Raw genomic sequence first — 25,060 nt, 5'->3', positions numbered from 1 at the left:
CTAGAATGCCGCCTGGATGCCGATAGAGATCGAGATATTGTCGAAGGCCTTGATGTCGTAATTTGACCAGACCTTTCGATAGCCGGCCTCGGTCACCAGCGCTACATGCTCGGTAAAGGGCATGATCTGCCGGAAGTTCAGGCTGAATTCCCGGTCGCGCTGATTGGCCGACGCGTTGATCATCGTGTCTGGATCGTCATACCGACGTCCGGCCACGGCCGCTTCCAGTCCCGTTGCCCAGGCCGGTCCGTCACCGAAAGGCGCGGCATAGCGATAGGTGCCGGAAATCGCCCCGCCGACTTCCGTCGCCGCCAGATATCCGACCCGCGCCTCGCGCCGGGTTGCCAGAACACGCGCCGTCAGGCTCACGTCTTCCGTGAGGTTGTGCGACCAGGACAGCTGTCCGTCGAAACGATGGCCGCTCTGCAGCTTTGCGGTCCGGCGGGCCTTGGTGTTGGAAAAATCCTCGTAGCGATATTGCAGACCCGCAGAGAGGCTGTCGCTTGGTGTGACCTGCCAGTCAGTGGTGGTCGAGACACCGGCCGAAGCCAGATAGCGGTCGCCTTCGATCAGGACGCCGCTGGTGGTCGCCAGAACCGAAAGTGTCCGATCGTCCAGCCCGAAACGGCCGAGATCGAAGACCGGGCCGGCATAGGCTTCGACTGCGCCTGTGTTCAGCGTATCACGATCACGATAGCCGGCCGCGTATCCGGAGAGGCCGGCCTCGAGAGACAATCCCTGAATATCGGTGTCGTGCCGGTAGCGAAGCGCGCCGTTGACGAAGCCATTGATGTCTTCACCTGCGATGGCCTGACCATCGAGCGTGTAGGAAAGACCGTTGAGCGTAACGTTGGAATTGCCAGGTCCGGCATTCGCATTGCTCTGATAGCGCAGGCCGGTGCGGATCATGCCGGAAAACTGCGAGGGTGCGCCGCGCCGATCGATGGCCGCCAGATATTGCTCCACCTTCGCGGAGACCTCTTGCGGCACATCGCCTGAGGCCTTCGCTCCCTCGAAATACTGACGGGCGGTTTCGTAAGCGCCAAGCCGATAATAGAGCACACCGAGCTCCAGCTGCAGCCGAGGCAGGCCGGGTGCATAGATGAGCATGCGTTCGAGCGTCGAGATCGCGCCTTCCAGATCTCCGGCCTGAGACGAAAGTGCTGCATATTCGAAGGCGGAATCGAGATCGTCCGGGGCCGCCATCATCCGCCCGAACAGGGCCTTTCTCTTGGCTTCGATCTCTTCGGAGGAGGCATGGCCGATCCGCGGAGCGACGTTCTGGGACTGTTGTGATGCCGCCTCACCGGACGAGAGCGCCACGCAAACCGCTGCGAAGCAGAGCATCAGCAGATCAGCGGAGAGGATTGCAGCCTTCCGGCTCTTCGGCAAAATCATGATGAAAGGAACTCGAACTGAATACGCTGGGACGTCTTTAATGCAGGTTAAGCTTTTGTTAAAAGGCAAGAAATACGGCTGGACCGGCCAACATTGGGTCGTTTTGTGAAAATTGGCCCGATGTCATCAGGATAGTCTCGCAAGCTCCACGACACAACGCATGAGCTTAGGTATCCAAGTGTCGATGATAGGAACCTGTCGGGCGACGTCGTGCGGGTCTCGGGCGCAGCGCGCCGGGCAATGATGCCGCGTCGGCGAAGAGGCGGAACAACGGGCCGCCGACCAAATGCGTCGGGCCGACGATGCATAAAAAAAGGTCACGGAACTTTGATATCTCATGGGGTGCCCTGCCTTGTTTGGCACCATTTACCGTTATAACGGTGATGCAATCACGGATCTTCCAAGCAGGTAAATGCACAATGTCGACTTCAGAACTCTCGATCACCAAACGCCGTCTCCTCGGCGGCATCGCCATCGCCGCAGTCTCCATCGCGCTCACCGCCTGCAGCGACAGCGAAGACACGGCGGCCAATGCCGAGCCAAAGCCTGCCGTCAGCAATGAGACCACCGCCTCCACGACCCCCGCCGTAGAGATCCCCACGGCCGATCGCGACGTGGACATGGAAGAGGCTCTGAAGCCTGGCCCGCTGAAGGAAATGGCACTCGGTGATCCCAATGCCCCGGTCAAGATCATCGAATACATGTCGATGACCTGCCCGCATTGCGCCCATTTCCACGAGAATACTTTTGAAGCGATCAAGACCAAGTATGTCGATACCGGCAAGGTCTATTTCGTTCTGCGCGAATTCCCCTTCCCGCAGGATACAGCGTCGCTTGCCGCCTTCATGCTGGCGCGCTGCACCACCGAAGACAAGTTCTTCCCCTTCGTCTCGACGCTTCTGAAGCAGCAGCGCACCTGGGCCGCCCCGGCGGATGGTGACGTGCGCGGCGCCATGCTGCAGATGTCCAAGCTCGCCGGTTTTACACAGGAGACCTTCGACGCCTGCTTGACGAACGCCCAGCTTGCCGGTGATGTGTCGGCAGTCCGCGATCGCGGCGCCCAGGAATTCGGAGTTCAGTCGACCCCGACTTTCCTGATCAATGGCAAGGCCTATTCGGGGGACATGTCGGTTGACTCCATGTCGGCCCTCATCGACAGCCTGCTCTGATCGACGTTCCGTTCTGACGACGGGCGCCGGGGAAACCCGTGCGCCCGTTTGTTCATCTGGTGATTGGATGGATGACGGTAGCGTCGAGCGCCCTTCTCCCCGCCTGCGGGGAGAAGGTGCCGGCAGGCGGATGAGGGGCTGCTTGTTGACGTCGAGCGCGCCGTTACCCCCCTCTGTCCTGCCGGACATCTCCCCCTCAAGGGGGGAGATTGGGAACCCGCCGGCCTTCTGCCTGCCTCATATCATTTCGGCAAATGCGAAGCGCCGCATCGCTTCTAGGAACGCGACTCCAGCGGTGACCGGGGCCTATGCGCCACGCCGATCTCCCCCCTTGAGGGGGAGATGCCCGGCAGGGCAGAGGGGGGTATATCCGCAACACGTCAGTATGATCACCCCACCCCGGACCCTTGGTCCGACCCTCCCCCTCAAGGGGAGGGTAGAAGCATGAAATTCAACCGCCTCCGCCTCGTCGGTTTCAAGTCTTTCGTCGAGCCCTCCGAATTCTTCATCGAGCGCGGCCTGACCGGCATTGTCGGACCGAATGGTTGCGGCAAGTCGAACCTTGTCGAAGCGCTGCGCTGGGTGATGGGCGAGAATTCCTACAAGAACATGCGCGCGTCCGGCATGGACGACGTCATCTTCTCCGGCTCCGGCAACCGCCCGGCCCGAAACTCGGCGGAAGTCGGCCTCTATCTCGACAATTCCGACCGCACGGCACCGGCCGCCTTCAACGATGCCGATGAGATCCAGGTGACGCGCCGCATCGAGCGCGGCAATGGCTCGGTCTATCGCATCAACGGCAAGGAAGCCCGCGCCAAGGATGTGCAGCTGCTGTTTGCCGATGCCTCGACCGGTGCCCGCTCGCCCTCCATGGTCGGCCAGGGCCGCATCGGCGAGCTGATCCAGGCAAAGCCCCAGGCGCGCCGGCAATTGCTCGAAGAAGCCGCCGGCATTTCCGGCCTGCATTCCCGCCGCCACGAAGCGGAACTTCGCCTGCGCGCCGCCGAGACCAATTTGGAGCGCCTGGAAGACATCACCGCCCAGCTCGAGAGCCAGATCGAGAGCCTCAAGCGCCAGGCCCGCCAGGCCAACCGCTTCAAGATGCTGTCCGCCGATATCCGCGCCCATGATGCCATGCTCCTGCATATCCGCTGGTCGCAGGCCAAGCAGGCGGAAGGCGAGGCGGAAAGTGCCCTGAACCAGGCCATGTCGACGGTTGCCGAAAAGGCGAACCACCAGATGGAGGCCGCCAAGCTCCAGGCGGTTGCCAGCCTCAAGATGCCGGAACTGCGCGAGGAGGAGGCGAAGGCCGCCGCCGCCCTGCAACGTCTGCAGATCGCCCGCAGCCAGCTGGACGAGGAAGCCAATCGGATTCTGCGCCGCCGCGACGAGCTCACCCGCCGTCTCGCCCAGCTCGACGAGGATATCCGCCGCGAGGAGCGTCTGGTATCGGAGAATGCCGAGGTCATCCAGCGGCTGACGGAAGAAGAGGCGGAACTCGAGGACATCCTCGCCGATGCCGGCCGCTTCGGTGAAGAGGCAAAGGAAGCCTTCGAGGCCGCCGCCGCAACCCTTGCCGACAGCGAACGCGACTTCACCCGCCTGACCGCCGAGCGCGCCGAAGCCGCTGCCGGCCGCAACCAGCTGGAACGCGCCATCCGCGATCTGACGGAGCGCCGTGCCCGCCTCGAGCGTCAAGTCTCCGACGCCTCCCGCGAACTCTCCGAGATCTCCGATCGCATCGCCGCTCTCCCCGATCCGGACGAAAAGCGCGAAATGGTCGAGATCGCCGAACAGGCGGTCGCCGATGCCGAAACTGCGGCCATGGAAGCCGAGGCCGCCCTCAATGAGGCCCGCCGGACCGAAAGCCATCTGCGCCAGCCGCTCGAAGCCGCGCGCGCCCGCGTCAATGGGTTGGAGACCGAAGCCCGCACCATCGCCCGTATCCTGGCGAGCACGACCACGGGCGATTTCCCCCCGGTCGCAGACGAACTCTCCGTCGATCGCGGCTTTGAGACCGCGCTCGGTGCCGCACTCGGCGACGATCTCGACAGCGCGCTTGATCCTGCAGCACCCGCCCATTGGCACGGCAATGGCGATGGGGCAGGGGACCCAGGCCTGCCCTCCGGCGCAAAGCCGCTGCTCGCCCATGTCCGCGCACCCGCAGCCCTGACCCGGGCACTCCGCCAGATCGGCGTCGTCGAGGAGGCCGATGCCCTTCGCCTGATGGCAAGCCTCGCGCCCGGCCAGCGCCTCGTCACCCTTAACGGCGCCGTCTATCGCTGGGACGGCCATGTCACCGGCGCTGATGCCCCGAGTGCCGCCGCCCTGCGTCTCGCCCAGAAGAACCGCCTTGCCGAAATCGAGATCGAGACTGAGGAAGCCCGCGACCAGATGGTCGAGGCGGAAGACCGTCTCGCGGAAGCCGCCGACGCCATCCGCGCAGAAGAGGCCCGCCTGACGGAGGCCCGCGACCGCAGCCGCCTGACGGTCCGTGGGCTGGCCGAAGCCCGCGAAGCCCTGGCTCAGGCCGAACGCGCCTCAGGCGATCTCATTCGCCGCCGCGAGGTGATCGAAGAGGCGGTGAACGGGTTGAAGGGCCAGATCGAGGAGATCGTCGAGCAGGAGGAAACCGCGCGCATCGAGATGGAAGAGACGCCCGACCTCTCCGCCCTCGATATCAGCCTGCGGGAGGCTGAAAGCCTCGTTGCGCGCGATCGCGGCCTGCTCGCCGAAGCCCGCGCCCGTTTCGAGGGGCTCGCCCGCGAAGACGAAATGCGCCGCCGCCGCATTCTCTCCATCCGTCAGGAAAAGCAGAACTGGCAGAGCCGCGCCAAGTCCGCCGAGGAGCACATCGCGACGCTGCGCGAGCGCGAGGCCGAAGCCCGCGACGAGATCACCGATCTCGAAATGGCGCCCGACGAATTCGAGGACAAGCGCCGCAACCTGATGACCGCCCTCGACAAGGCCGAGAAGGACCGCCGCGAGGCTGCCGATCGCCTGGTGGAAGCCGAGACCCGCCAGCGCGAGGCCGACCAGAAGGCGGCAGCGGCGCTCGCCGAACTCGCCGAAAGCAGGGAGAAGCGCGGCCGCGCCGAGGAGCGTCTGGTCTCCGCCCGCGAATGGCGTATCGAAGCCGAGACCCGCATCCGCGAGACCCTGAATGTCGGCCCGCACGAGGCCTTTCGCCTGACGGGCCTGAAGGATCCCTCCGAGATCGGCGACCTGCGCGAGGTCGAGCGCAATCTCGACCGGCTGAAGATGGAGCGCGAGCGCTTGGGAGCCGTCAACCTGCGCGCCGAAGAAGAGCAGAAGGAACTGTCGGACAAGCTCGCGGCGCTTATCAAGGAGCGCGACGACATCATCGACGCGATCCGCAAGCTGCGCGGCGCCATCCAGAGCCTCAACCGCGAAGGCCGCGAACGCCTGATCGCCGCCTTCGATGTGGTCAACGCCCAGTTCCAGCGCCTCTTCACCCACCTCTTCAACGGCGGCACGGCGGAACTGCAGCTGATCGAAAGCGACGACCCGCTCGAAGCCGGCCTCGAAATCCTCGCCCGCCCGCCGGGCAAGAAACCGCAGACCATGACGCTGCTTTCGGGCGGCGAACAGGCGCTGACCGCTATGGCCCTGATCTTCGCCGTCTTCCTGACGAACCCCGCGCCGATCTGCGTTCTCGACGAGGTGGATGCACCGCTCGACGACCACAATGTCGAGCGCTACTGCAACCTGATGGACGAAATGGCAGCCTCCACCGAGACCCGCTTCGTCATCATCACTCACAACCCCATCACCATGGCCCGCATGAACCGCCTCTTCGGCGTCACCATGGCCGAGCAGGGCGTCAGCCAGCTCGTCTCCGTGGATTTGCAGACGGCGGAGGCGCTGCGCGAGAGGGATCTGGTGTGAGGGCCAGGTTGCCGAATGGTGGCCGATGCAAGTACAATCTATGGAAGTGCCGGTTAGACGGTGAAGACTATTCTGCTGAGGTGCAGCGAGCCGTGTTGAAAGAAATCTCCAACGACAGCGATTATCGAGCCGCCCTTTCGGCACTGCTCCCGTTTTTCGACCGTGAGCCTGAAGAGGGCACAGCAGAAGCGTTGGAATTCGACCGCCTAGCTGCGCTCATCGAGCACTATGAGGCACTTCACTTCCCGGTGACGGAGAGGACGGCGTGAAGTTAAGCCGTGTCTGGACTCAGTTTGTTCTTATCGCCGTGCTCACTCTGAGCGCAGTACCCCTCAACGCCCAGACAGCCTCCACCTCGCTTGCCGGCAACTATCTGCCGAGCGTTCTGGCAACCTCTCCGGCCCATCGTGACAGCTTGATGGAGATGATCAAGGGCAAGCCGGGCCTGCCTTTCTGGGTCCGCGCTCTGGTGCGCCAGCCGCGTTATGTCGCGCTTGCCTCCGAGGAGGTTAAGGTCAAGGACAAGCGCATGCAGCTCTTCCGCGCCTGTGAGCCCCGCACCTGCGAATTGAGCTGGATCCGCGTGCTCTATTCAGAGGATGGCAAGCGGGCGCTGCTTTACGTCTCCGACGCCAAGCTCGGCATCAAGATATTCGGCGATCCCACGCCGGAAGAGCTGGCTTTCCTCACCCGTTCCTAGTCACGCCGCCACCGCCTCCCGCCGCGACGGCCCTGTTGGCAGTGCGCCGCTCGCCAGGATCGAGCCGAGCACCAGCGGCAGACAGACGAGATAGGCGTTGCGGATGCCAAAGGCTTCGGCAACGAAGCCTAAGAGCGGCGGCCCGAGGAAGAAGACGACGAAGGCCATCTGCGCGATGGCCGCGACGTTGATAACGGCTGGGCGATCGGTGCGCTGGGCAGCCGCCGAGACCGCCATCGGATAAACCGCGCTGCAGCCGGCCCCCATCAGCGCAAAGCCGAGCAAAGCGACATAGGGATACGGCGCAAGCCAGGCCATGGCGATCCCCAGTGCCGCGACCGACAGCAGCACCCGGCCCACGAGCCGCGCACCGTGGCGATCGACCACCGGATCGACGGTGAGGCGGGCCAGCGCCATGAAGAAGGCAAACAGCGTCAGCCCCGAACCGGAAATGAAGGGCGAGACGTCGAAGACCTCTTCCATGTAGATCGTCGACCAGTCGATGCCGGCTCCTTCGATCAGGAAGGCCGAGGTCCCGATGATGCAGAGCGGCAAGAGCGAAAGCGTCGGCAGCGCAAAATGCGGCGCCTTGTCTTCGCTACCCGTCGTGGTGAGAACAGGCGCATTCTTCATGCCCGCGATGGTGATCGCACCGACGATGAACATCAGCCCGAGCAGCACATGCATGTGCATCTGCATGCTGATATCAGCCTGCCGCACCAGCGAGGCGGTGATCGCCGTGACGAAGAAGCCGAGGCTCCAGCAGCCATGTGCGCGGTTCATGATGCCGAAACCCGCCTGCGCCTCGATCCGCCCGATCTCGACATTGAGACAGATCTCCAGCGCGCCGGCGAGCAGTCCCATGACGAAAAGCGTGGCAAAGACGAAGGGCGCTGACGGCAACAACGGGATGAGGCAGAGCAGCGCCATGACCCCGAGCAGGCAGATGGCGAGCGTCGTGCGCGATCCGAGCCGGACGATCAGCGGCGAAGACAAAGTCAGCGAAATCAAGGAGCCGATCGCCATCCCGATCAGCGTCAGCCCCAGCTCCGCCTTGTTGACCGAAAGCTGCACCTGCAGGTCGGGCAGCCGCGAGAACAGCGAGCCGGTCGACATGGCGAAGAGAAAGAAGGCGATATAGACGCGGTACTGCGGCGGAAGATGCATCGGGAGGACTCGATTTGTCTGATGACCCGTCAACGGCGTGCCAGCACTGGACGCGGAAGTCCAGCCGTCCGAACCGCTGATCGGTTCGCCCCCGGAAAAGGGCTTATGTATGGGGCAACGCAGCCATGGTCTTCGGAAAAGGCGGGCTTGCACTGCCGAGCCCATACGCGCCGTCATCCACGGGCTTGTCCCGAGGATCTACCAAGGGTGGCCACGGCTGGGAGCCGTAAGGAGAGTCCATAAACGTCGAGCACAAGGCAACGGCAGTAGATCCTCGGGACAAGCCCGAGGATGACGAAGGAGAGGGCCTCACCAAACAAAAAATGCCGGAAGCAAGCTCCCGGCATCCTTCTATTAGCTTCGCCCGCTCATCCAGCCTTGTTGATCTGCCGTGCCACCACATCGTGGTTGAGCCACAGCACCGGCGCCGACGGATTGGCCATTTCGCCGAAGATCAGCGCGCCAGTCGCTTCGACCACGAGCACGCTCAGATAGTCCGAGATCAGCGCCTTGGCGTCCTTGTGCATCTGGGCGATCTCTTGCGAGGTGCCGATGGTGATGTCGGACTGGCCCTGGCTGTTGGGCATCGGCCAGTTGTTGAAGTCGTAGAACGGCTTCATCACCTCGCTGACCTGGAAGTCGGCGATCTTCTGAAGAACGTCATCGACGGTGACGCCCTCGACCAGCAGCGCCTGGCAGTCGGCCCAGATCTTCTCGGCGCGCGCGCCAGGATTTTCCTTTTTCAAGGCCTTCAGGAGCGGCAGAAGCGGCAGCTCGATGCCGGCAAAGACGTCAGACGAATTGGTGCGGATCTCCGGGCAATTAAAGACGGTCGCCTTGATGCCGGCAGAATACGCCTCCTCGGCAATCGCCTCGAGCTTCATCTTGGCATAGCCCTGGGTGTAGTTCGTATAGGTCTGCCAGCGATATTCGTCGCCGATCAGGATGCCCGTGCCGTGATAGCCATAGGCCGAGTAACGTACCTGGCCGCCGCTCTTTTCGATCCGGGCGCGAATGGCAGCGCTGCCTTCGATCAGATGGCGGAAGGTGTTGGCCGAGACTTCGTCGAAGTTCTGCAGGATCAGCTTGCCGAGATCGCTGTCGAGCAGCACCTGCGAGGACATGTGACGGGCGCCGCGACCCTTGTAGATGCGGTTCGCAAGTACGAGGAAGACCTTGGCCTTCGGAATGCCGCCGGCCATGGTGTGGGCGAAGTGCACGTTTTTGCCGTCAGCAATCATGCCTTCCAGCTCGGCCATGATGTCGGAAACGGCCTTCTGGAAGCGGGATACGCCCACCTGGCGGCACTTTTCAATATGCGCCCAGTCGAGCTTTTCCGTTTCCCAGTTTTCCAGCGTCAGCGAGGCGAGCAGGTCGGTCGGTGTCGGTTCACCTTCGGGCGCATCGAGATCGAAGCCTGCCATGGCGGGAATGTTGATGATCCGGCCACCGAGATTGGCTTCCGCCTGGGCGAGCTCTTCCGGGTTCAGCGGACGCAGTCTGTTGTTTTCGTCACGACGACCAACGGTGATTCCGATGATCTCCATGCCGGCCTTCTTGGCCTGATCGAGCAGACCCGTGACATAGCCACGCCCGAACAATTCGCCGAAAAGAACGAAAACATCGCCCTTTTTGTAGAGGTTGTTCTGCGGGATCTCAGTCAGGGAAACCGGGCTGGTCAGGGTCATTTTCGATTCCAGATTACAGTACTCGTGAATGCCCACTATCAAAGACTGAGCAGCAGTGCATCATCCTGAGACGGTTTCTCTGGTCATTTTCCGTGACCGTTTATCGCATTGCGTGATGAGCTGTAACAATCCGGCGGTGGCCAGGGACGCTTACGCCGTCACCAAGCGCACCCTGTTGCCCCAGGGATCCAGCGCCTCGAAGCCCTCGTCGATCTCAGTGATCTGGAAGCCACGTGCCTCAAGTTCCGCCCTCTGTGCCGAAAGGATTGCGGCATCCCTGGCCTTCAGCGAGAACCAGTCGAGCCCTGTCATTTGCTCCTGACGCGGACCGGCATCCTGGCTTTCCCAGATGTTGGCGCCGATATGGTGGTGATAGCGCCCAGACGACAGGAAGGTCGCGCCGCGCTCGTCGCTGCCGGCGACGACATCAAGCCCAAGCCCGGTCGCATAGAAGTCGCGCGCCCGCGCCAAGTCGCCGACCCTCAGATGGATATGGCCGATCCGCAGCGAAGCGGGTGCCTCCGTATACTCATCCCGATCGGTCCGCGTTCCCGTCTTCAGAAAGATGTCGTCGATATTGAGTTCCCGGCTGCCCATGGTCACCGTATTGCCGGCCCAGAGCCAGGTCTCCTGCGGTCGGTCGCTATAGACCTCGACACCATTTCCCTCCGGATCGGTCAGATAGACGGCCTCCGAGACCGAATGATCGGCAAAGCCGGTGAGCGGGATCTGTCTGCGCGCCACATGCACCAGCCAGCGGGCGAGATCGGCACGATCCGGCATCAGGAAGGCCGTGTGATAGAGCCCCGCCTGGCCGCTCGCCTCGGGCTCTGCGTCGGGCCGGGAATTGAGCGTTAGCAGCGGCGCGCCGCCGGCGCCAAGCGTCACCCGGTCGGTTGCCTCGATGATCACGGAAAGCCCCAGCATTTCGGTGTAATATTGTTTGAGCAGGGTGACGTTTTTCGCTCTCAGCGCCACCTCGCCGACATGCACCGGCCGCGTCAGCGCATAGGGCAGGGCCGTCGCCTCGGTCGTCGCCCCGCCGTCACTGCCAAGCCCTTCCGCTTTCAGCGCGCCTGCCATGGCGCCGCAAAGCGTTGTCGTCCCGGCGAGCCGCAGCAGTTGCCGCCGTGTCCAGTTGATCCCCAAAATGCCCCCGCTCTCGAACTTCGTCTGTCTGACGTACAAAATTATCCAGACCTCTATCCTCCGCGTCTCTCCACGACATCTCACATCGCCGTGAGCACATGGCGAACCGTTTGCCGCAATTATGATGCATTGCAGCATAATCTTGTGAGGTGAACGTTTCCAATCCGTCACATTTGCTGTAAACGGTGGAAAAACAAGCCTGTTCGGGTGGAGAGGGCAATGCGCAAATGGGTTTACACCTTCGGCGGAGGAGCGGCCGAAGGGAGTAGGGCCGAGATCGATCAGCTGGGAGGCAAGGGTGCCAATCTCGCCGAAATGGCGTCGCTTGGCCTGCCCGTGCCACCCGGCCTCACGATCGTGTCAGATGCCTGCGGCCTCTATTACAAGAACGGCAAGACGCTTTGCGAGGAGTTGAAGGCCCAGGTTCTCTCAGGTGTTGCCGGCATTGAAACGGCCACCGGCCGCGCCTTTGGTGATATCAACCATCCGCTTCTCCTCTCCGTCCGCTCCGGCGCGCGCACCTCCATGCCCGGCATGATGGATACGGTGCTGAACCTCGGCCTCAACGACCACACGGTCGAGGCGCTCGCGGAGCATTCGGGCGATGCCCGTTTCGCCTGGGACAGCTATCGCCGCTTCATCCAGATGTATGGCGATGTCGTGATGGGCCTCGATCACGAGGTCTTCGAGGAAATTCTCGAAGACGAGAAGGCCCGGCTTGGCCACGAGCTCGACACCGAACTGTCGGCCATGGAATGGCAGCATGTGGTGAAGCTCTACAAGGAGCTTCTCGAACACGATCTCGGCCAACCCTTCCCGCAGGATCCGCATGTGCAGCTCTGGGGCGCAATCGGCGCGGTCTTCTCAAGCTGGATGAACCCGCGCGCCCAGACCTATCGCCTGCTGCACAAGATCCCCGGCGAATGGGGCACGGCTGTCACCGTTCAGGCCATGGTCTTTGGCAACCTCGGCTCGACTTCTGCCACCGGCGTCGCCTTCACCCGCAACCCTTCCACCGGCGCGAAAGAGCTCTACGGCGAATTCCTGGTCAATGCGCAGGGCGAAGACGTGGTGGCCGGCATCCGCACGCCGCAATCGATCACCGAGGCCGCCCGTATCGATAGTGGTTCCGACAAACCCTCGCTCGAAAAGCTGATGCCCGAGGCCTTCGCCGAATTCTGCGCCATCTGCGACCGGCTCGAAGCGCATTACCGCGACATGCAGGATCTCGAATTCACCATCGAGCGCGGCAAGCTCTGGATGCTGCAGGCCCGTTCGGGCAAGCGCACGACCAAGGCCGCGATGAAGATCGCCGTCGATATGGTGGCCGAAGGCCTGATCACCGAGGAGGAAGCGGTCTTGCGCATCGAGCCTTCCTCGCTCGACCAGTTGCTTCACCCGACCATCGATCCGCGCGTCACCCGCCATGTCATCGGTTCGGGTCTGCCCGCCTCACCGGGGGCGGCGACTGGCGCCATCGTCTTTACCGCCGAAGAGGCGGTGGAGGCCGAAGCCGAGGGCCGCAAGGTCATCCTCGTGCGCGTCGAAACGAGCCCCGAGGACATCCACGGCATGCATGCCGCCGAAGGCATCCTGACCACCCGCGGCGGCATGACCAGCCACGCCGCCGTCGTCGCCCGCGGCATGGGCATCCCCTGTGTGGCCGGTGCCGGCACCATGCGCGTTGATCTGCGCAACGAAAAGCTCATCGGCATGGGCGTCACGCTCACCAAGGGCGACATCGTCACCATCGACGGCTCCTCCGGCCAGGTGCTGAAGGGCGAAGTGCCCATGCTGCAGCCGGAACTCTCGGGCGATTTCGCGCAGCTGATGGAATGGGCAGACGCCACCCGCCGCATGACGGTGCGCACCAATGCCGACACGCCGGGCGATGCCCGCGCCGCCCGCTCCTTCGGCGCCGAAGGCATCGGTCTTTGCCGCACCGAACACATGTTCTTCGAGGGCGACCGCATCCATGTCATGCGCGAGATGATCCTCGCCGAAGACGAGGCCGGCCGCCGCGCAGCTCTCGACAAGCTGCTTCCCATGCAGCGCTCTGATTTCACCGAGCTCTTCACCATCATGCACGGGTTGCCGGTGACGATCCGCATGCTCGATCCGCCGCTGCATGAATTCCTGCCGAAGTCGGACGAAGAGATCGAGGAAGTGGCCTATGCCATGGGCCTCGAACCCGGCTTCATGCGCCGCCGCATCGATGCCGTTCACGAGTTCAACCCGATGCTCGGCCATCGCGGCTGCCGTCTGGCCATCTCCTATCCCGAGATCGCCGAAATGCAGGCCCGCGCCATCTTCGAGGCCGCCGTCACTGCTGCCCGCGAAACGGGCGCACCGGTCGTGCCGGAAATCATGGTGCCGCTGGTCAGCCTGCGCGGCGAACTCGATTATGTGAAGGGCGTGATCGATCGTGTCGCGTCAGAAGTCATGGGCGAGGCCAAGCTCGAGATCTCCTATCTCGTCGGCACGATGATCGAGCTGCCGCGCGCCGCGATCCGCGCCCATATCATCGCCGAAGCCGCCGAATTCTTCTCCTTCGGCACCAACGACCTGACGCAAACAACCTTCGGCATGTCCCGCGACGACGCCGCCCGCTTCATCCCGACCTACCAGAAGAAGGGCATCATCGTGCAGGACCCCTTCGTATCCCTCGATTTCGACGGCGTCGGCGAACTCATCCGCATCGCCGCCGAACGCGGCCGCAAAACGCGCCCCGACATGAAACTCGGCATCTGCGGCGAACACGGCGGCGACCCGACCTCGATCCATTTCTGCGAGGATGTCGGGCTGGATTATGTGTCATGCTCGCCGTTCCGCGTGCCGATCGCGAGGCTCTCGGCGGCCCAGGCGGCGATCAAGGCGCGGGCGTGAGGGGGCGAGTTTGCGCTTGCAAATCCGCCATCTCGTGTTTTGTCTGCTGAAAACATCTGCGAACCGGTAGTCTGTGGCTTTTACAGAAAGATGGCTGAAAGGGTTGATGTCTTGTGACTTAGGGTGGACAGATTTGGACCGGACTGTATGTAAGGCACGGGCAATGCCAAGATGCTATCGATTCATTGTCACTCGCACGCCTTTACCGACCACTACGATGCGGGGCGCCCGAGCGGGTGGGCAGTTTGATGGAATAAATACGGTGGATGTTTTCTTCTCAGCCGACGTTGAAACAGATGGTTCTATACCGGGGCCCTTTTCAATGCTGTCGTTCGCGTTTGTCTACGCTGGAACCTATGACGGAGAGACCTTTTCTCGTCCTCTAGATTATACGCAATCGTTCTATCGGGAGCTCAAGCCGATTTCGGACAGTTTTGATCCGGAGGCCTTGGCAATAAACGGGCTTGATCGGGGGCAGCTTGCATCAAGCGGACTTTCACCGGCCAGAGCAATGGATGAGGCTTTTGAATGGATTCAGAAATTTTCAGGAGCAGGAAAGCCAGTTCTGGTTGCGTACCCACTTTCATTCGACTGGACGTGGCTTTATTGGTATTTTATGAGATTTTCGAAGCGCGGGTCTCCGTTTGGTCATTCGCGTTGTTTCGATCTAAAAACCGCAGTAGCAGTCAAAACTGGCCGTACTATAAGTTCGTCAAGCAGAGCAAAGTTGCCCCTTCGATTTACCTCTGATCGCCCTCACACTCACCACGCCGTGGATGATGCGATAGAGCAGGCTGAGATCTTTGCGAATATTTTTGAAGGTTAAATTCTATGATGTACATAGAAGAGAGAAGAAAGAAAACGTTAGAACGTTTTGCTGAGCTTCAATCGCATTTGCAAAAGGCTGGCGACATTGTGGCTGATAAGGCCTGTGTTTACGCTACCGGCTCGTTTGGTCGTCTGGAGGCCGGAGACCAGAGCGACTTGGACGTGTTTATCGTTAGCAAGACTGCCGAAATAGAGCGGGACGACAAGAAATTGATGGTCAATCAGCTATCTAACTTGGATACAATCCTCGTTAAGGCTGAACTGATTAAATCTATAAATACACTTCATATGCCAAAATTCGATGCTGATGGAAAGTATCTGTCAAGTCATTCGATTTATGATCTGAAGACTCACCTTGGAACGGCAGAAGACGACTACCGCAATACACTGACAGGCCGGTTGCTCTTATTCCTTGAAAGTCGCCCTCTTGTGGGCGCAGTCGTCTATGAAGAAATTATTGATGAGGTGATCGCGGCCTACTGGGGCGATTTTGGAGACCATTCGGCTGATTTCATTCCAGCCTTCCTCACCAATGACATCCTTAGGCTCTGGCGAACTTTTTGTGTGAACTATGAATCGGGCCGTCGTTCAGCAAAAGGAAATTCGAAGATTAAGAACCACAAGCTGAAGCACAGTAGAATGCTAACTTGCTTCTCCGCACTGATCTTCCTGCTGGCCGTTTACAAGTTGGATGGCACTGTTTCTCCGCAGCGCGCCAAACAGATGACCCAATTGACACCGACGGAGCGTTTGCAATGGCTGCTGAAGGAGTCAGCGTTTAGCACAGTACACCTTGAAGTCGCGCAAGTCCTTGAGCGATACAGTGAGTTTTTGAGGCGAATGGATAAACCAAAAACTGAGTTGAACGAGCTCTTTGAAAGTAACAGTCGGGAGTGGGTCAGGCAATCATACGAATTTGGAGATTTGATTTTTGACATCATTTTCAAAATTGGCGCAGGCTCAAAGTTCTTCAGATTGATCGCAGTCTGATCTACCAAAATTCCTGTCAGGCGAAGCCGATATCTCATTCTGCCGCCGAAGCCTTGCCGGTCCTCAGGCCCTTGCGAATGCTATCGAACGCCTCGTCCAGATTCAGCAAACTCCCGGGGTTGGCCATCGCGCGATCATACGTTTGGGCCACCTCGTCGCGAAGCCAGGCGTCCAGCGTATTCTCGCTCAAAGCTAGCAGTCTCAAGCCTTCCGAAACGACCTGACTTTCATCCGCATATTCACCCGATTCAACCTTTGTGCGGATCAGGTCGAGAAGGTCGGTCGATAATGTGACGGTTACTGTCTCGTGTCTGGACATGAAGATCCCTCCTGACACGGTAGAGATCATATCACAGGCGATCGAGCCCCGTCACGCCAGTCATCCTGCTAGGGCTATCGCATATCGAACGCCCCCCTCTGCCCTCCTGAGCCTGCCGAAGGGCGGGCATCTCCCCCCTTGTGGGGGAGATGTCACGCAGTGACAGAGGGGGGTATCCCTACGCGACTGCTCGTTTCATCCCCCATCCCCCCAATTGCCCCCGCCACCCCCGCAGGCTAGGTTGCCCCGTCATCGCCCACCCGGAGTCCCCCAGCCATGCCCGGCTATTCCGCCCGTCCGCCCGCCATCCCGACCGTGGTGCTCGACGATGCCGTCACCCGCATCACCCGCTGGGATTTCGAACCCGGTGCAGCGACCGGGCATCATACCCATGGCCTCGGCTATGTCGTCGTGCCGCTCACCGATTGCCATTTCCTGATCGAGGATGCCGAAGGCTCGCGCCGGGTCACGAGCAAAGCCGGCGAGGCCTATCGGCGGGATGCCGGCGTCGAGCACAATGTCATCAATGGCGGCGACCAGCCGATGAGTTTTGTCGAGATCGAGTATAAATGAGCACAGAGGAAGCCACGCCCCATTTCGTCACGGCTTTCGAGCCGCAGCATGGCGTGGCGGTTCAGGTGGCCGAGGGCGTCGAGCGGCTGACCGCGCCCAATCCCAGCCCCTTCACCTTCCACGGCACCAACACCTATATCGTCGGGAACAAATCCGTCTGCGTCATCGATCCCGGCCCAGACAATGACGCGCATTTCGAGGCGCTGATGGGGGCATTGCAGGGCAGGGAGGTGACCCATATCGCCGTCAGCCACACCCATCGCGACCATTCCCCGCTCGCCCGCCGGCTGAAGCAAAGAACCGGTGCCCTGATGGTCGCCGAGGGCCCGCATCGCTCGGCCCGTCCGCTCTTCGAGGGCGAGGTGAACCCCTTTGCCGAAAGCGCCGACAGCGATTTCGTCCCCGATATCGCCCTTGCCGATGGCGAGGCGGTCGAAGGCGAGGGCTGGCGCTTGACCGCCGTCCACACGCCTGGACATACAGCCAACCACGCCGCCTTTGCGCTCGAAGACACCGGCATCCTCTTCTCCGCCGATCATGTCATGGCCTGGGCCACCTCGATCGTCGCCCCTCCGGATGGCGCCATGGGCGATTACATGGCCTCGCTCGACCGGCTGCTGGAGCGGCACGATCGGCTCTATCTCCCCGGCCATGGCGGCCCGGTCACCGAGCCCCAGGCCTTTGTCCGGGCGCTGCGCACCCATCGCCGCCTGCGCGAACGCGCCGTCTTGGAGCGCATCCGCAAGGGCGACCGGCTGATTTCGGACATGGTGAAGGTGATCTACGCCACCACCGACCCCCGCCTGCATGGGGCAGCCGCCCTCTCCGTGCTCGCGCATATCGAGGATCTCCTGGAGAATGGCCTGATCGCCACGGATGGCCCGCCGAGGCTGTCGGGGGAATATCGACCGGGTTAGATGGACCTGCGGGTCTTTGGCCTGCCCCGCCCACCGCACCACCTGGATTGCCCCCCTCTGTCGGCTTCGCCGACATCTCCCCCACAGGTGGGGAGAGTGGAGGTTGTCGCCGCGCCTGCGTTCATCCGCTCTCCCCCCGTGTGGGGGAGATGCCCGCCCTTCGACAAGCTCAGGAGGGCAGAGGGGGGTAACACGCGGCACCAAACCAGACGTCGTTGATGGTCCCACCTCAGTTCCCGGCAATCCCCAGAAGCTCCGCATCGAGCGCATGTAAAAACCCTTCGGCGATCTCATCGCTGATGCCGAGGTCGTGCGGCCCGTAGCGGGAGGCGACGCGGATGTCGACGAGCGTCATTTCCGCCTCTTCGCGCAGGCGCACCACCGCATCGAAGGGCAGGCCGAGCACGAAGGTGCGGGTGGAAAATTGCAGTCGCGCCGTACCCTCCGGCTCGCCGTCTGCAAGCGGGACCAGGGCGCCGGGCTCGGGCCGGGCGGTGGGCAGCGGCCCGCTTTCCGGCAGCGCCTCCTGGGCGGGCGCTGCAGCGCTCTCGCCTTCCGCCTCTGCGGGGCTTTCGGTCGTCGGGCGCAGTTCAAGCTCCGGCAGGCCATATTCCTCGCCACGGCTCGCCGTCACCACCAGCCGGTTTTGCGCGGCAACCGTGCGCACCGCCTCGTAAACGCGGTCGATCGCGCCTTCGTAGCGCCGACCATTGAGACCCGGATAGGCGGCCAGCTGCGCCTCGTCCGCGTTGGCAGGCAATTCAGGGCGCGGCAGGAGATGCTGCACAACCTCTGATTCGGAAATGAAAGCCGGTCGGTCGGCGAGATCGGTCGAAACTTCGGTCAGCTTCGGCTTGGAGACATAGAGGTAATAGCCATAACCGGGCAGGGCGAGCGGCAGGGCCGCATAGATCAGCGCCCAGGCCGATGCGACACCGCCCAGCGCTCCGATCTGCCAGAGCCTGGCGAGACCCAGGAGCGCAAGCGGCACGGCAAGCGCTGCCGGCACGGCCGATACCAGCACCAGAAGCACGAAATCCGGTGTTGCGAGCGGCCCGAAGCGATGCGCCAGCACGACGATCAGCAGCATGCCGAGTGAAAACAGCGCCAGCCGCCGCGCCAGAAAGGCGGAACGGGACACCGGACGGTCATAGCGGATTTGCATCAGGATCTACCGGAATCAGAGGCGACACTAACCGCTTGTAACGGCTGGCGCTGAAGGCGTCGACAGGCAATGCGGTCTGCGTCTCGTCAAGGCTCTCTGTTGCGCCCGCCGCCCAGCAGCGGATTGTCGCCGAATGCGGGGGGCGGAATTGCGCCGTCATTGGATTGCGGCGTGCCGAGCTGGTCGGGTGCCTCGATCAGCCCCTCTTCGATGGCCGAATCAAGCGGCGGCAGCCCGGGGGCGTCGAGTGTCTCGCCGCCATCCGGCAGGCTCGGATCGGGCAGCGGCGGTGCATCGGGGGTGAATGGCACGTAAAGCGAAACGGTCACGATGACCGCGATCGCCATCAGCCAGGAGCCGATGATCCGCGCCGGTATGGTCAGCCAGGCGCCGCGGAAGGGGCGCAGCATCAGCCCGGGGACGACGAGGATCCACAGCGCGCCAAGAACGGCGGCAAGCGTGAATTCCTGGATGCCGATGCCGAAATCATCAAGCCCGATGAACAGTGCAAAGGAGAAGCCGACAATGGCGGCCGCGATCGGGGCCGCAAACCGGCGGATCCCTGCCGGCAACCACAGCACAAGGCCCGAGAGCAGCACGGCCACAGGCGCGATCAAGAACAGCTCGTGCCCCAGCGGGCTCTGCAGAATGGCGCTGAAAATCGGGTCGAAGAACAAGAGCATGGGCGTCATGACGCCGAGAAAGGCGATGACGATCGACATGACCTCGCCCCGCCGCTCCGCCATGCCGATGGTCACCGACAGGCCAAGCATGGCCAGCACCAGGTCATAGATCGACAGCGTGAAAAGATAGCCGAGCTCGAAGAAGGCGAATTCATGCGGAATGGTCAGCGAGGCCGTGACGATCAGCACGCCGGCGAGAAAGATCGAAAAGGCGATCCTGAAGGCGAGCGTCCGAACACCGGCGCGAAAGCGCTCCGCAGCGGTCATGCCGCTTGAGGCCTTGGTCGCGTCTCCACGGCGTTCAGTCTCCCGGGCCAGGAGCTCGGCGGCTTCGCCACGCGGCATGGAGCCGACGGGTTTTGCTCCTCCGCTCTTCGGTGCCTGTCGCGCCGCTGTCTTGTGGGGCTTCTGCTTTTTCATGCGCCTCGTCCGATCCCGCGCGGTCAACCGCATCGTCTCAGCCTATTTCACAGGAGACTTGATTTGTCACCGCCGGCCGCTGCACTCTCTCGTGAGAGAAAGGGAGCGGGCTCATGGCCATCCTCATGCTGACGGCCGTCACGCGCGTTGAGCGCAAGCTTGCGACGAGCCTCGTCTTCGACACCGTCAACCGCCTCGGCGGCTGGATCGACGATGTGCAGATGTATTCCAACCTGATGAACACGATCCGCTTCACCCTGCCGGGCGAAGCCTTCGGCTCTCTCATCGAGGCCTTGCGGGCCGACGATATTGCCGTCGATGCTCCCTTAGTGCTCGCCGAGAGTGGCAATGCCGCTGCCGAGCGCATGGCAACCCTGCAGCTCACTTTCATCCATGACGAGCCGGACCTGAAACGCGAGATACCGTCTATTCCCGGATGAACGGCTGGCCGTTATCGTCAGACGACGCAGAAAAACCCGGCGGTCGCCCACCGGGTTCTTGCTTGATCACAGGTCGATTTTTTGAAAGCTCAGGCCGCGCGGCGCTGATGCCGGCCTTCTTCGACCTCCTCGACGATCTTGGCGACAAAGGCGTCGAGATCGCCGGGGTTGCGCGAGGTGATGATGCCCTGGTCGGTGACCACGGCCTCGTCGCGCCAGTCTGCGCCGGCATTGATCATGTCGGTCTTGATCGAGGAGAAGGAGGTCGCCTTCCGCCCTTTCACGCCACCGGCTTCGATCAACAGCCACGGGCCATGGCAGACGGCAGCGACCGTCTTGCCGGAATTGAGGAAGGCCCTGACCAGCTCGATCGCCTTCTCTTCCTTGCGCAGCAGGTCGGGATTGATCTGCCCGCCGGGAATGACGAGGGCATCAAAGTCGTCAATCCTGACATCTTCGAGCACGAGATCGACCTCAACCGTGTCGCCCCAGTTCTTGTCGTCCCAGCTCTTGATCGGCGCCGTTTCGAGCGAAGCGATCTTCACCGTTGCACCCTTGGCTGTCAGCTGCTCCAGCGGCACGCGCAGCTCGGAGCGCTCATAGCCATGGGTGGCGAGAATGAGGATGCGGGCGGAAGTGATGGAGGGCATGGCATGTCCTTTCATGGGGTTTCTGTCATAGGGGATGACAGACAAACGACAGGACCGCGGCATCGTTCCGGGAAAAACGCGAAAAGTCCCCTCCGAAGGTGTTGCCGCCCGGCTTAGGCTTTGATAATCAGGCCACGATTTGCAGCGCCGCCCGCGGCCTCGCAATCCTGTTGGGGCGTCGCCAAGCGGTAAGGCATCGGTTTTTGGTACCGACATTCCCAGGTTCGAATCCTGGCGCCCCAGCCACCGCTTTTAAATCTATATTTTTTTCAATAGCTTACTTCGTTCCGGATTAGTACTGCCGGAACACTTTTCCGGTGCATGGAGCCGGCGCAATGGAGCGAGCATGGCTACTCAGCACTGCTATGACACCAATCACTCTAGCAAGGGGCTGGTTACGTCGATTCCTGAGGGCGGTGATCGTTAGAGGATCGTGTTTCAGGATGAAATTGTCGGAACTTTCGAAAGCTTTGATGAGGCATTCATCGCGACAATGACTGGTGACCTAAGAATACGGGACCTGCTGAGGGAGACTGGAGGATGGCAAAAGAAGCTTTTGGCATCCGGCACAGTAACCGACAGAAGCGTCCCTTGGATTATCAACGAGGCTTGAGACAGGAACTCGATGTGAGGAGAGCTGAGGAGCTGTCGAGGACAAGACGCAGTATCTCTATCTGTTCAACAGGCGAGAATTCTCAGTTTGCAAGCCAATCACTGACATGAATAGCCCCGCCGGGCGCGCTTTTCCGGGGCTGGGCGTAGAATTATTGTCGATTTCCGCCTCTTTCTGCTCTTTTCGCGCCGTCGGCTGCCGCTTTTGTTCCATCAAGCCGTCACGCATGCAGATAGTCTGAGCGGCCATAGGGGATTCGCTATGGGGACTGCATGGCACTGCTTGCCGAGGGTGAGATCGAAATACCGCGCATCGCGCGCATCGAGTGGCCGACCGTCGCACTGGCCATTTTGATTTACGGAGGCTTTGTTGGCCTCACCTGGTTCTGGCGTGACATTCCACTTCTGATCCTCGTGCCGCTAGGAGCCTGGCTGATCGCCTGGCACGGATCACTGCAACATGAGGTCATCCACCATCATCCGACGCGGCATCAATGGATCAACGATGCCATCGGCTTCCCGCCGATTTCGCTTTGGCTGCCCTATCGGGTCTACAAGGAAAGCCATCTCGCCCATCACCGCGACGAGCATCTGACCGATCCCATCGAGGATCCGGAATCCTATTACTTCACCAGGGAAGACTGGGATCGCTTCGGCTGGGCCGGGCGCACGCTGTGGGAGTTCAATCTGACGCTGATCGGTCGCCTGACCGTCGGCCCTGCGATCATCCTCGGTTCCTTCCTCTGGCACGAGGCGATCAAGGTCTTCCGCGGGGAGGGCGATAGCCGTCGCCTCTGGGCCTGGCATATGCTCGGCGTCGCCGTCGTGCTCTGGTGGGTGCTCGCCGTCTGCGACATGCCCTTCCTGCTCTTCTTCTTTGCCTTCGTCTATTGCGGCACGGCGCTGTCGCGCCTGCGCTCCTATGCCGAGCATCGCTTTGCCGATAACCACGAGGAGCGCACGGCGATCGTCGAGAGAAGCCCGCTCTTTGGCCTGCTCTTCCTCTACAACAATCTGCATGTCCTGCATCATCGCGTTCCGGCGCTGCCCTGGTACATGCTGCCCGGCATCTATGAGCGGCATCGCGATTTCCTTGTGCGCCTGAATGGTGGCCTCGTCTATCGCGGCTATCGCGATGTCGCCCGCCGTTTCCTGTTCAGGAAACACGACGACCCGACCCATCCGAGGTACTCCTGACAGGGCCCGCTGACAGGAGGCTTGCCAGCCTCGCCATGTATGTCGCCCCACCGGTGGTCGTTGAGGCGCAGCGTGACCTGTGGGCATTTCTGCGCGAGCGGCTGCGTGAGGCAGGCTTTGAGGGCGTCCCCGATGCCCTCGATGAAACGCTGGCCCATCACGAGGCCTGGCTCGATCCGCGTCTTCTCCTCGCCCAGACCTGCGGCTTTCCCTGCGTCAAGCATCTGAGGGGCAGGGTGCGTCTGGTCGCAACCCCGGTCTACGAGGCCCCGGGCTGTGACGGACATACCATGGTCAGCGTCATCGTCGTCAGGGCAGGGGATGCGCCCGAAAGCCTCGCCGCCTGCCGTGGCCTGCGTGTCGCCATCAACGAACCCGGCAGCAATTCTGGCTATAACCTGCTGCGCGCCGCAGTCGCGCCGCATGCCGAAGGAAGGCCGTTTTTCGCCGCTGTCGTGGAAACCGGCGGCCATCTTGCGAGCATGGAGGCCGTCCGCCAAGGCAAAGCCGATCTCGCCGCCATCGACTGCATCACCTTTGATCTCCTGCGCCGTCATGCGCCCGAGCGCATCGAAGGTTTGCACATCCTCGCCGAAACCGCCTCCGGCCCCAATCTGCCCTTCATCACCCGCCTTGATACCTCCGATGATGAACTGGCGCTTCTCCGCAGCGCGCTGCAGGCGGCAATCACGGCTCCCGAACTGAAGGAAGCCCGCACTATCCTTGGCCTCACGGATGTGGTTGTCCTGGAAGACGCGGCCTATGACATCTTGCTCGACCATGAACGGGCTGCAATCAGTGCTGGGTATCCGGAACTGCTCTGACGATTGTCAGACTGTTTCCATGGCCGCTGCACCGACGGTGCTGTGCGCCTCGGCCTCAAACACACGGTTGCGCCCGGCTGCCTTGGCTGCGTAAAGCGCCCGATCGGCCCGGGCGATGGCCGAATAGAGATCGCTGTCACCGGAGCGCGGACGGTCTATGCCGATGCTGACCGTCACCACGCCCGTGAGACCGAAGAAGCGCCAATCCTTTTCGGACACTGTCTGCCGGATTTTCTCGGCGAGTTTCCGCGCATCGGCAACCGTCGCGCGGGGCAGGAAGGTCACGAATTCCTCTCCACCGAAGCGGGCCGTCACAGTGTCCCGACCCGTCACTTGTCGCAGCATATCGGCAATGGCCGAGATGACGGCATCGCCCGTGGCATGCCCGAGCGTATCATTGATCCGCTTGAAATGGTCGATGTCACAGACGAGGACCGCGCCGTCGCGCGCTTCAGATGGGCTAAGTCCGGCCAGTGCTGCCTCGAAGCCGCGACGATTGAGAAGACCGGTCAGCGGGTCCCGCTCCGCCGCCTGTCTGTGCCGATCCATGGCTGATACCCCGCTCGCCACCAGGGCCGAGAACGGGAAGGTCATGCAGATCGTGATGGTGGTGATGTGCACCGCCAGATTATAGGCGGAATCGACGAAGTCGCCGAAATTGTCACTGGCATTGCCGTAAAAGAAGAAGAAATAGACGGCGCGTGCCACGGTATCGATGAAGACGAGCCCGATCGACGCAAGAAGCATCTTGTCGGCATTGCGCTTTGCCTTCGGCACCGTCATCGCAAGGGCGAGCCCGATCAGGCAGGCAAAGCCAATGTCTGTCAAAAATATCTGGTAGCGCAGGCTCTCCAGAACGAAGATGCAAACGAGCAGAAGCAGGGTGTAGAGGCCGACAAACCATCGCCTTTCGCGGTCGAAGGATCGCTGTTGGAAATGCTCGAACACGGCGCTGCTGTAGCAATAGGCCGCACCGATAAAGATCATGCCGGACGCGAAAGCATCGAAGATCGGCTGGATCGGAAAGGTCGAAAGCGAGAAGCCGAGGGCAGTCTGGCCGAAGCCTGCTCCCCACTGCCAGTTGGTGACGATCTTCTGTTGCCAGAGAACTATAAATGTCAGCGCAACCAGACCAAACAGGATCGGCGGAACATACACAATAACCGAACTTTCGCCCACCGGATTCCCGCTCACTACGATCGTTACATTTAAGACTGTTATGCGATTCGTATGGTTAACTTATATTGAATTTGCTTATGAATACCCGCGAAAAGTGATGGGTATCACCCCCATGTTATCGCCTCTGTTCGAAGTGAAGCGAATGGCGCAACCCCTTGGAGAGATTGGTTGTATTTCTGATGTCTATGCATTAGTTG

At 61.6% G+C, this 25,060-nt stretch carries 21 protein-coding genes and 1 tRNA gene; 13 read left to right on the top strand and 9 right to left on the bottom strand.

Annotated elements, in window-relative coordinates; translation table 11 throughout:
- Complete coding sequence (locus tag AC1PUL_RS12520; RefSeq protein WP_480464507.1) at nt 1-1,398, bottom strand: tetratricopeptide repeat protein; 1,398 nt, start codon at nt 1,396-1,398, stop codon at nt 1-3.
- Nucleotides 1,399-1,817: 419 nt separating this feature from the next.
- On the opposite strand from AC1PUL_RS12520, the gene AC1PUL_RS12515 reads away from it, so the two are divergent.
- From AC1PUL_RS12515 to AC1PUL_RS12500, 4 genes are all read left to right on the top strand, one after another.
- Nucleotides 1,818-2,567: a DsbA family protein gene (locus tag AC1PUL_RS12515; protein WP_480464506.1), complete on the top strand. Its 750-nt coding sequence runs from the start codon at nt 1,818-1,820 to the stop codon at nt 2,565-2,567.
- 444 nt (nt 2,568-3,011) lie between these two features.
- Nucleotides 3,012-6,476: a chromosome segregation SMC family protein gene (locus AC1PUL_RS12510; protein ID WP_480464505.1), complete on the top strand. Its 3,465-nt coding sequence runs from the start codon at nt 3,012-3,014 to the stop codon at nt 6,474-6,476.
- A gap of 92 nt (nt 6,477-6,568) precedes the next feature.
- Entirely contained in the window at nt 6,569-6,745 is a 177-nt protein-coding gene (locus tag AC1PUL_RS12505) for a hypothetical protein (RefSeq protein WP_480464504.1), read from the top strand.
- The gene (locus tag AC1PUL_RS12500) at nt 6,742-7,176 is read left to right on the top strand and encodes an Ivy family c-type lysozyme inhibitor (protein ID WP_480464503.1); all 435 of its coding nucleotides are present in this window, start codon (nt 6,742-6,744) and stop codon (nt 7,174-7,176) included. The genes AC1PUL_RS12505 and AC1PUL_RS12500 overlap by 4 nt, the downstream gene beginning before the upstream one ends.
- Here AC1PUL_RS12500 and AC1PUL_RS12495 read toward each other — a convergent pair whose 3' ends face one another.
- The 3 genes from AC1PUL_RS12495 to AC1PUL_RS12485 form a co-directional block, all read right to left on the bottom strand.
- Nucleotides 7,177-8,343: an MFS transporter gene (locus AC1PUL_RS12495; protein WP_480464502.1), complete on the bottom strand. Its 1,167-nt coding sequence runs from the start codon at nt 8,341-8,343 to the stop codon at nt 7,177-7,179.
- Nucleotides 8,344-8,711: 368 nt separating this feature from the next.
- On the bottom strand, nt 8,712-10,025 hold the full coding sequence (locus tag AC1PUL_RS12490) for an enoyl ACP reductase FabMG family protein (protein WP_480468572.1): 1,314 nt from the start codon (nt 10,023-10,025) through the stop codon (nt 8,712-8,714).
- 156 nt (nt 10,026-10,181) lie between these two features.
- Nucleotides 10,182-11,174, bottom strand: a complete 993-nt coding sequence (locus AC1PUL_RS12485) for a VOC family protein (protein WP_480468571.1) — start codon at nt 11,172-11,174, stop codon at nt 10,182-10,184.
- 225 nt (nt 11,175-11,399) lie between these two features.
- Here AC1PUL_RS12485 and ppdK point away from each other — a divergent pair, with 225 nt between their 5' ends.
- From ppdK to AC1PUL_RS12470, 3 genes are all read left to right on the top strand, one after another.
- The gene (ppdK, locus tag AC1PUL_RS12480) at nt 11,400-14,066 is read left to right on the top strand and encodes a pyruvate, phosphate dikinase (RefSeq protein WP_480464501.1); all 2,667 of its coding nucleotides are present in this window, start codon (nt 11,400-11,402) and stop codon (nt 14,064-14,066) included.
- Nucleotides 14,067-14,328: 262 nt separating this feature from the next.
- Nucleotides 14,329-14,892 carry a 3'-5' exonuclease gene (locus tag AC1PUL_RS12475; RefSeq protein ID WP_480464500.1) on the top strand — a complete coding sequence of 188 codons (564 nt, stop codon included), beginning with the start codon at nt 14,329-14,331 and terminating at the stop codon, nt 14,890-14,892.
- Nucleotides 14,893-14,897: 5 nt separating this feature from the next.
- Nucleotides 14,898-15,884, top strand: a complete 987-nt coding sequence (locus AC1PUL_RS12470) for a nucleotidyltransferase domain-containing protein (RefSeq protein WP_480464499.1) — start codon at nt 14,898-14,900, stop codon at nt 15,882-15,884.
- A 34-nt stretch (nt 15,885-15,918) separates the two neighbouring features.
- On the opposite strand, the gene AC1PUL_RS12465 is transcribed toward AC1PUL_RS12470, so the two are convergent.
- Nucleotides 15,919-16,203 (bottom strand): ribbon-helix-helix domain-containing protein, encoded by a 285-nt coding sequence (locus tag AC1PUL_RS12465; protein ID WP_480464498.1) that lies wholly within the window; start codon nt 16,201-16,203, stop codon nt 15,919-15,921.
- A gap of 276 nt (nt 16,204-16,479) precedes the next feature.
- Here AC1PUL_RS12465 and AC1PUL_RS12460 point away from each other — a divergent pair, with 276 nt between their 5' ends.
- Together AC1PUL_RS12460 and AC1PUL_RS12455 are read left to right on the top strand one after the other, a co-directional pair.
- On the top strand, nt 16,480-16,776 hold the full coding sequence (locus AC1PUL_RS12460) for a cupin domain-containing protein (protein ID WP_298466899.1): 297 nt from the start codon (nt 16,480-16,482) through the stop codon (nt 16,774-16,776).
- Complete coding sequence (locus tag AC1PUL_RS12455) at nt 16,773-17,693, top strand: MBL fold metallo-hydrolase (RefSeq protein ID WP_480464497.1); 921 nt, start codon at nt 16,773-16,775, stop codon at nt 17,691-17,693. The genes AC1PUL_RS12460 and AC1PUL_RS12455 overlap by 4 nt, the downstream gene beginning before the upstream one ends.
- A gap of 229 nt (nt 17,694-17,922) precedes the next feature.
- Here the strand turns inward: AC1PUL_RS12455 and AC1PUL_RS12450 are convergent, their stop codons facing one another.
- The gene (locus AC1PUL_RS12450; protein ID WP_480464496.1) at nt 17,923-18,858 is read right to left on the bottom strand and encodes a DUF1499 domain-containing protein; all 936 of its coding nucleotides are present in this window, start codon (nt 18,856-18,858) and stop codon (nt 17,923-17,925) included.
- A gap of 86 nt (nt 18,859-18,944) precedes the next feature.
- On the bottom strand, nt 18,945-19,961 hold the full coding sequence (locus AC1PUL_RS12445) for a hypothetical protein (RefSeq protein WP_480464495.1): 1,017 nt from the start codon (nt 19,959-19,961) through the stop codon (nt 18,945-18,947).
- A gap of 113 nt (nt 19,962-20,074) precedes the next feature.
- Between AC1PUL_RS12445 and AC1PUL_RS12440 the strand changes: the two genes are divergently transcribed.
- The gene (locus AC1PUL_RS12440; RefSeq protein WP_480464494.1) at nt 20,075-20,401 is read left to right on the top strand and encodes a hypothetical protein; all 327 of its coding nucleotides are present in this window, start codon (nt 20,075-20,077) and stop codon (nt 20,399-20,401) included.
- A gap of 89 nt (nt 20,402-20,490) precedes the next feature.
- Here AC1PUL_RS12440 and AC1PUL_RS12435 read toward each other — a convergent pair whose 3' ends face one another.
- Nucleotides 20,491-21,051, bottom strand: a complete 561-nt coding sequence (locus AC1PUL_RS12435; protein WP_480464493.1) for a type 1 glutamine amidotransferase domain-containing protein — start codon at nt 21,049-21,051, stop codon at nt 20,491-20,493.
- Between the two features lie 171 nt (nt 21,052-21,222).
- On the opposite strand from AC1PUL_RS12435, the gene AC1PUL_RS12430 reads away from it, so the two are divergent.
- From AC1PUL_RS12430 to AC1PUL_RS12420, 3 genes are all read left to right on the top strand, one after another.
- Nucleotides 21,223-21,297, top strand: a tRNA-Gln gene (locus tag AC1PUL_RS12430).
- A gap of 639 nt (nt 21,298-21,936) precedes the next feature.
- On the top strand, nt 21,937-22,860 hold the full coding sequence (locus AC1PUL_RS12425) for a fatty acid desaturase (protein WP_480464492.1): 924 nt from the start codon (nt 21,937-21,939) through the stop codon (nt 22,858-22,860).
- A 35-nt stretch (nt 22,861-22,895) separates the two neighbouring features.
- Complete coding sequence (locus AC1PUL_RS12420) at nt 22,896-23,684, top strand: phosphate/phosphite/phosphonate ABC transporter substrate-binding protein (RefSeq protein WP_480464491.1); 789 nt, start codon at nt 22,896-22,898, stop codon at nt 23,682-23,684.
- Nucleotides 23,685-23,690: 6 nt separating this feature from the next.
- On the opposite strand, the gene AC1PUL_RS12415 is transcribed toward AC1PUL_RS12420, so the two are convergent.
- Nucleotides 23,691-24,863, bottom strand: a complete 1,173-nt coding sequence (locus AC1PUL_RS12415) for a GGDEF domain-containing protein (protein ID WP_480464490.1) — start codon at nt 24,861-24,863, stop codon at nt 23,691-23,693.
- Nucleotides 24,864-25,060 lie beyond the last annotated feature (197 nt).

The sequence above is a fragment of the Rhizobium sp. P43 genome, assembly GCF_056730705.1.
The sequence above is the reverse complement of the archived record's forward strand: the minus strand, read 5'-3'. Positions and strand labels throughout refer to the sequence as shown.